At 60.9% G+C, this 7467-nt stretch carries 8 protein-coding genes and 1 pseudogene; 5 read left to right on the top strand and 4 right to left on the bottom strand.

What is annotated here, in order from left to right:
• A partial coding sequence (locus DBR23_RS05735; protein WP_233250296.1) for a TonB-dependent receptor plug domain-containing protein occupies positions 1-1326 on the bottom strand: 1326 nt, incomplete at its 3' end.
• 226 nt (positions 1327-1552) lie between these two features.
• Between DBR23_RS05735 and DBR23_RS05740 the strand changes: the two genes are divergently transcribed.
• Together DBR23_RS05740 and DBR23_RS05745 are read left to right on the top strand one after the other, a co-directional pair.
• Positions 1553-2749 (top strand): helix-turn-helix domain-containing protein, encoded by a 1197-nt coding sequence (locus tag DBR23_RS05740; RefSeq protein ID WP_233250297.1) that lies wholly within the window; start codon positions 1553-1555, stop codon positions 2747-2749.
• Between the two features lie 75 nt (positions 2750-2824).
• A complete protein-coding gene (locus DBR23_RS05745) occupies positions 2825-3787 on the top strand; it encodes an IS5 family transposase (RefSeq protein ID WP_108497594.1) in 963 nt (320 codons plus the stop codon).
• Positions 3788-4263: 476 nt separating this feature from the next.
• Here the strand turns inward: DBR23_RS05745 and DBR23_RS05750 are convergent, their stop codons facing one another.
• Positions 4264-4932, bottom strand: coding sequence for an amino acid ABC transporter substrate-binding protein (locus DBR23_RS05750; protein ID WP_233250298.1), 669 nt, complete (start codon positions 4930-4932; stop codon positions 4264-4266).
• A 228-nt stretch (positions 4933-5160) separates the two neighbouring features.
• Positions 5161-5541: a hypothetical protein gene (locus DBR23_RS05755; protein WP_199227641.1), complete on the bottom strand. Its 381-nt coding sequence runs from the start codon at positions 5539-5541 to the stop codon at positions 5161-5163.
• 199 nt (positions 5542-5740) lie between these two features.
• Here DBR23_RS05755 and DBR23_RS05760 point away from each other — a divergent pair.
• The 3 genes and pseudogenes from DBR23_RS05760 to DBR23_RS05770 all read left to right on the top strand — a co-directional run.
• Positions 5741-5953, top strand: a pseudogene (locus tag DBR23_RS05760) (integrase core domain-containing protein); the annotation flags it as partial.
• 167 nt (positions 5954-6120) lie between these two features.
• Positions 6121-6318: a hypothetical protein gene (locus DBR23_RS05765; RefSeq protein ID WP_108497595.1), complete on the top strand. Its 198-nt coding sequence runs from the start codon at positions 6121-6123 to the stop codon at positions 6316-6318.
• 46 nt (positions 6319-6364) lie between these two features.
• Positions 6365-6796 (top strand): hypothetical protein, encoded by a 432-nt coding sequence (locus DBR23_RS05770; RefSeq protein ID WP_146191239.1) that lies wholly within the window; start codon positions 6365-6367, stop codon positions 6794-6796.
• Here DBR23_RS05770 and DBR23_RS05775 read toward each other — a convergent pair.
• Positions 6793-7422 (bottom strand): transposase, encoded by a 630-nt coding sequence (locus DBR23_RS05775; RefSeq protein WP_199227642.1) that lies wholly within the window; start codon positions 7420-7422, stop codon positions 6793-6795. The two genes, DBR23_RS05770 and DBR23_RS05775, sit on opposite strands and share 4 nt — an antisense overlap.
• Positions 7423-7467 lie beyond the last annotated feature (45 nt).

The raw sequence follows: 7467 nt of genomic DNA on the forward strand, positions 1-7467 counted from the left end.
CAGTGCCAGCCGCGCGCCGAGCATGGGCAGCCAGCCGCTCCACCCCAGCGCGCCGCTGTCGTCCGGGTTGCCCGGCACCACGTAATGGTCGGCCGACTGGTAGCGCACCTGGGTATGGCGCAGGCCAGCACTCAAGCTCAGATCCTGCCGTGTCCATTCGGCCTGCAGGTAGGGGTCGGCGTTCGCGGCCTGGTTGCGCTCTTGGCGCCGCAAGGCACCGAGCACTCCCAGCGTGCTGCCGACGAAGTTCTGGTAGCCGCGCCGCCACTCTCCCTGCCAGTCATAAGCAAGTCCTGCGGACCAGGCCAGCTGCCCACCGCCGACATCGTCCTGTATGCGGCCCCAGCGCAGGTTCAGCCCAGCGTAGTCGCGATAGAGGTCGATCACGCCTCCAGCGTGCGATGGCGGCGCCTGCGTGGCAGCCGGGATGGCCTGGAACTGCATCACAGCGCGCGTACCGCCATAGACCATCAGCTCCAGGTGCTGCTGCGCGTCGAGCGGGTACTTCCACGCCAGACCGACTTGTCGTTGAAGCACAGACTTGCGGGTGCCGAAGCGCAACGCATTGGCGTTGGTCTGCGTCGGGTCGTTGTCGAATTCGGTGCGCGTCAGGCCCAATGGATCGAGCGCGGAGACTTGCTGCTGTTGATACTGCAGCAACAGGCGTTGATCGCCCATATGGCGTGCGAGCTTCATGTGCACGGTGCTGCGGTCGGCGGCGGACTGCGGGCGCTGGCCGTCGGTGGCAGAGCGTTCAAGGTTCAGTGCGTAGCTCCAGCTCTCCGGAGCTTCATTCAGGCGACCTTGCAACTGGGTTGAAAGTCGCCAAAGTCCGTCCGCCCCCAGAGCCATGCCACTGCGCCAGATCCCGGGTTGCGAACCCTCTTCGGTGTAGAGGAGCAGCGCGCCCCCGGCACCGTTCCCGTACAGCACCGCGGCCGGGCCGCGTACCACGTCGATGCGCGCTGCACTGCCAATGGGGAAGTTGGCCGCCTGGCCCTGCCCATCGGGCGCACTGGCCGGAATGCCGTCCACGTAGAGCCTCAGGCCCCGCACGCCGAACGTCGAACGTGCGCCGAAGCCGCGCACGGATATCTGCAGATCCTGCGCCTGGTTCTGTCGGTTCTGCACTACCAAACCAGGAACCCGCGCCAGCCCCTCGGACAGGTGGATCTGCATCTGGCCTTCGCGCAATTGTGCACCGTCGATGCTGTCGATGGTGGCCGGGCTTTGCCAAAGGTCTTGGCCGATCCGACTGGCCGTGATGACCACCGGTGCCAGCAGGGTTTCGGCCTGGCCGGTTCCACCCGCGTGAGCATCCACCATGGGCAAAATTTGCAGCGTGCACGCCACAGCGGCGCATGTACTCGTGGAACGGAGGTGGGGCATCAAAGGGCTTTCAAGGTGGATGGGCCGCCTCAGGGCGGCCGAGGCTGCCACCGAGGCTACAGAGAGCGGACGCTGGCGAAAACATGAGGGGTTTCCCTAGTGATGATTTGTTCTGCAACGGAACAAAAATTGCCGCCTTGAGGACCATCCATACGCACCTCCCGTGCTTGCCAGCGCCATGTCCAACCCGTTCTTCACCACACAACAGGACCGAGTAGCGTTGGCGCGCGAGCGCTACTTCGAGCACGGAGAGCGACCCTCAGGTCTGGTGCCCGAGCCGGTAATCCAGTCGTGGAATCGTTGCCTGAGCGCCGGCCGCAATCCCGGCGAGAAGATCAGCTTCGATCCCATCAGCAAGCTGCGCATCTCCACTGTGCTGACCAAGAACCGTGCGCTGATTGAAGCCGCGTCCGAACCGATCGCAGAGCTGGAAACAGCCATTGCAGGCAGTCGAGCGCGGGCCATGCTGACCAGCAGGGAGGGCGTGGTGATACTGGCCTCCCGGCTCACCGCGGATGATGGTCCGCTGCTGCGTTCAGTGGCACGAGTGGGTGTGAGTGTTGGCGAAGCCGTGGTGGGTACTGGTGCGCCCGGCGTGACGGTCAACACCGGCGAGGTCTGCATCGTTCGCGGTGGTGAACACTTCTTCCGCTGCCTGGAAGCCCTCCATTGTGCGGCCGCTCCAGTGCGCGATGCCAGCGGCCGCATCGTGGCGATGTTGGACCTGACCAGCGAGCGTGGAGCCTTCCGTTTCGATGCGGGCGCCATGGCTCACATGTACGCCACCTGCATTGAAAACCGGCTGTTGGTCAGCTCGGCACGTTCCAAGCTGTTGTTGCGCTTCCAGTCCAGCAAGGCCATGCTCCATACGCCTTTGGAGGGGTTGGCAGCAGTCGACGAAAACGGATTGCTGTGCTGGCTCAATGGCGTCGGTGCTCGGTTGCTTGAGGGTCAGGGCGGTTCGGATGCAGGCATTGCGGCCGAAGGCGTATTCGGCCTTGACTTACGCCAATTGCTAGCCCTGGCCCACGACGGGCGACCTCTGCCGCAGATGCTGCCTTCGGGCCTGACTCTTTGGATAGCTGCGCATCTGGATGATCGCGTGGACCACCCATCTACCCCACCGCTGAATCTGACGTCCGAATCAGCGCCTGGGCATGACCCCGCCACCGCACCTGCACCTGCACCTTCGCTGGACGAAGCTAGTCGCGTCCTGATTGAACAAACTCTTGCCCAATGCCAAGGCAATGTGTCCCGCGCTGCGCGGCTGCTAGGAGTTTCCCGTGGGTTGCTGTATCGCCGCTTGCGTGAATGGAGTTGCGCCGAAAATAGCCCACAACACCCTTCATCGAAACTCTGAAGCCTAGGGAAGGTCTGCATAAATCCCGGCAAGCTGTGCTTGCCACGGCTCCCCTCGTGCTGAGACGATACCGGCATGAAGCAGCAAAGCCTGGGACTGGGATCGTCGAGCAAACGCACGCGCAAACGCGAGTTCCTGGACGAGATGCAACGGGTTGTGCCTTGGGGCGATCTGGTCTCGCTGATCGCCCCCTACATGCCAGAAGGCAGGCGGGGACGGCCGCCGTTTTGCATCGAGGCCATGCTGCGCATTCATTTCATGCAACAGTGGTTCACCCTGAGCGATCCTGCCATGGAAGAAGCGCTGCACGATGTGCCCCTGTTTCGGGACTTTGCCGGCCTGGGAGGTTGGGATGAGCGCCTGCCCGACGAGAGCACGATCCTGAGGTTCCGCCACGTGCTCGAAGAGCACAAGCTGGCGCCCCAGATCCTGGCGACCATCAACGAACTGCTGGAGGCCAAGGGCCTGCTGCTGCGAGCGGGCACCGTAGTGGATGCCACGCTCATTGCTGCGCCCAGTTCCACCAAGAACGCAGGCCATGCGCGGGACCCTGAGATGCACCAGAGCAAGAAGGGCAACCAGTGGTACTTCGGCATGAAGGCCCACATCGGAGTCGATGCCGACTCAGGACTGGTGCACACCGTACGCGGCACGGCAGGCAACGTCAACGATGTGGTGGAGGCGGCCAGCTTGTTGCATGGCCAGGAGATCGACGCCTTCGGTGATGCGGGCTACCAAGGGGCAGCCAAGAGGCCCGATGCCAAGGCTGATGTGCGCTGGCACATCGCTATGCGCCCAGGAAAGCGCGCAGCACTCAAAGAAGACGAGCCGCTGGATGTTCTGATCGACGAACTGGAACGGGTCAAGGCCAGCATCAGGGCCAAGGTGGAGCACCCCTTCAGGGTGATCAAGAGGCAGTTCGGCCACGTCAGGGTGCGCTATCGTGGGCTCAAGAAGAACACGGCCCAGTTGTTCACGCTGTTTGCGCTGTCCAATTTGTGGATGGTGCGGGGCAAACTGTTGGCAGCACAGAGATGAGCGCGCCCGAAATGGCCCAATGCGGCGGGATTTCCCGCAAATCAGGGCCGCAAGCGACTCACCAGACGGCCAAGCCTGGCGGCTCAAGGCATTTGGGGCGTGTCTTTGTCCAAATCAACGCACTATCCTGCCGAACACCGCTTTGTGCAGACCTTCCCTAGACCCGTGCAGTATCTCGTTGCGTGCCGTCTCTGACTAAGAGGCGATTGGTCTGACCGTAGGTTTAACTGATTTGCTGACCACCGCTCTCTTCTGTAGCACCAGAGAACCAGCTATTGGTTTCGAAATGATGCTCAGCAGATATCCCCTGCCCTCCGGGTTATCCGTGTACTTCTGTAGAGCGGAGCTATGCTACGCGGCGCATGCAAGGTGAGAAATCAGTCGTGGAGAAGAACTGCGCCCCCCCGTTGGTCACCGGAGGTGCACACCCGTTCTGAAGCATCAATTTCGCGAGCGTAGTCTTCATGGGTTCACAGTCAGAACGGGCCCTGGTCGCTCGGATACTTCCAAAAATCCTTGAGGAGGTAGTTCATGGGCATGTTCAGCGGGACGTTTCGCGGCGGGATCGGTTGCATGAACCACTTCTCATAGATGGCATGCGCCTCGCGGCCGTGGATCAAACGTTTCATCTCTGCATCAATGATGCCCTTTAACTCAAGATCATCCTTGTTGAACATGATCGCGATAGGGTCGATGGTCAGCAACTTGCCAACAACTTTCAGCTTGTCCGGATTGGGACGGTTGGAACGCAATCCATACAGCAATACATCGGCCATCGCGAAGCCATCCACTTCACCTGCTTCCACCATTTCCACCGCTTTGGCGTGATCGGGAACCTCTACGATGTCGATGTATAGCAATCGCTCTTTGCTTGCTCGTTCAATCGCTTTCAATTCGACGGTACCCCGAGTGCCGGCCAGTCTCTTTCGCTGAAAGTCGGGTAGGTGGCTTATGGCGCTGTCGGACCGAACCAAGTAGCGTGCTCCGCTGAGGTAGTGGGGACCCGTGAAAGACACCTGCTGCCGGCGCTCAGCGGTGTTCGTCGTAGAACCACACTCCATGTCTGCCTTGCCCTCAACGATCTCGGGGATCCGCCTTGCTGGATCCGTCAGAAAATAGACCACCTCCAAGCGCGGCAGATTCAACCGTCTCTTCAACTTCGGCGATCCTGAGACGAAGATCCAGCGAGTAGCCTCGCGGCTTCTTGTCGGCATCGACGTACGACATTGGCACCGAAGACTCGCGGCGCGAAATCACCAGCCGATTGGTTTGGACAATACAGTCGATCACAGGACCCGCTTGTGCAATCGGCGACAGGGCTCGGGCGTTGCCGAGTACCGCACCTCGGGTCGTTTGAATCTCATCTGGATCTCCTAAGAATTCGAGTCATCGCGCAGGCTCGGACTGGCACCACTCCCACCGGCATCGCCCGAACGCAACGTGTGCGCGGCCGTCGTGGCCGCATGCGTCATCTGCTGTTTGCGGCGCATCTGCTTGGCCCACGCGGGCTCAGCCGCTGGCGCAATGGCTGCAGACCCACCGGCTGCGGGCTTGGCTGCGGCAGGCGCAGCCGCATCGGCAATGAAGCTCGCTACCCCGTCTTCGACCGCCCTGGCGCCGGATGCGACGCGCTGGCTCACGGCACTGGTGCCGCTGCGCGCGACGTTGGCGAGGCCCGCACCGGCCGCGCGCATGCCGCCAGCGCCCGATGCGGCGGCGCCGGCCTGGTAGGCCGATTTCGCCCCGCTGGCCATGCCCGTCGCAGCCCGCGCGGCGCTCGCGCCGGCGCCAATAGCCGCTCTCGCAGCTCCCGGCGCCATCCGGGCCCCAGCGGCCACCGCAGAACCCGCACCTGCCACCGCAGCACCGCCGGCCACTGCCAAGCCGGCTGCACCCATCGCCGTCCCCGCCGCCGCACCCGCTCCGAGCTAAGGTGCACCAGACACCAGACCCGTCGAGCGCCTGTGGCGCAGCGTCAAGCATGAGGACGTGTACCTCAATGGCTACGCCACGATGGGGGAACTGCTGATTGGGCTGACAAAATACTTTGCGTTCTACAACGGCGAGAGGCCGCACCAGGCACTGGGACATAGCACGCCGGATGCGGTGCATGCAAGCTCGGTCGGGGGCGGTGCGATGATCGTGGACAAGTACGGAGCAACGCAGGGACTCCCCATTGCGCTTCGCTCCACAGGGACTGAGTTCGAAGAAGTCAGGATAGAAAATCAGTCCACAATGCCGAAAGCAAAAACCGGGGCAGCGCCGTCCAGCTGTGTGAAATTGGGTGCAACTTAAACTACCGTCAAGTCTGTCTTGATGATGGGGTCCACTTCATGGTGGCGCCGCGAGATGCCAAGGTGGATGCGCGTGGCGTGCTTGCGAAGGCCAAGAGGATTGCGTCGCGTTACGGCATCGTCATCGACAGCTTCGACGGTGTATGGTTTGAGGTGTTCTGCCCCGAGCTGGAGCACGATGATCCGTTGGAAGGTCCGGAATTATGTAGCAACCGCACAAAGCTTTTTCCCAGCTAAACCCTGACAATTTCCCCTTGTAAACACCGTTTTCCAAGGGGTCAAAATGGCAGAGTCACTGGTCGTATCCGGCCTGGTATCCAAGCGTTCCGAAGTTGCCGGTCAAATCATCTCGTATCAAGCAGAAATAACCCGGTTGCAAGAATCATTGTCGCACCTGGACGGCAGTATCAAGCTATTTGCGCCCGAGTATGACTTGCGCACGATCAAATCCAAGCGCACGAACACGCGCAATCAGTATTTTGTCAAAGGGGAAGCGCAGCGCCTGACGCTGGATGTGATGCGCGAGGCCGGGAAGCCACTGAACAACCTTGAAATCACCGCGCAGCTACTGGAGCGCAAAGGCATTGAGGCCACGGAGGCCATCACCGCCCGTATTCAAAAAAATGTGTTTGCCGTCATCCACCGGCTGGAGGCCCGTCACATCGTCCGAGAAATCGACAACGGTGCAGGCGTCATGAAATGGGAAATCGTTTAAGCGGTCAGCCGCTCGGCATTGCGTTTGTTGCCCTGCCAGTAGCCACACCAGTCCCGTGAGGTCGGTGTGGTGGCGCACTTCTTCGAGATGTCATCAAAAATATCCCCGTTGCTCATGCGCCGGGTGTCCTCGCGGTAGGCCGCTTCGTTGGCATAGTTCGCCAGATAGAGATTGCCGAATTTATGGCATTGGCCGTACTGCATACGGCGAAAACGCGAGAAGTACGATTCAGCCATGTTGTTCGTCACACCGGCATCACTGCGGTACTCGATGGAGTGATTGACCCGGCGTGTGTCGAACTTGGCGTGCAGGCCATCGTAGGCCACACTTTCGTCAGCGCAGATCACAGAGCCCTTTTCCACATAGGCTTCGGCCAACTTGTTCACATCGGCTTGGTTCTCAGCCTTGATCACGAACGAAATGGTTTTGTTGGCACCCCGGATGGCGTCACCAATCACATTGACCTTCTGGCGCATCACGAACACGCAGCGCTTGTTGGGCCGCTGGTTTACCACCAGGCGACGGTCCACCCGATCCTCTTTCTTGTTGGCTGGTCGGATATGGCCGTTGACATAGGGGGTCTCCTCGTTTTCAGTGCAATAAGTGACGGTACGAAAAGCTAGCACTGGCGCGGAGGTGGTGTTGGTAGATCGTTGATTTCATTGACTTTC

It is taken from the genome of Acidovorax sp. HMWF018 (genome assembly GCF_003061035.1).
GTDB lineage: Bacteria > Pseudomonadota > Gammaproteobacteria > Burkholderiales > Burkholderiaceae_C > Acidovorax > Acidovorax delafieldii.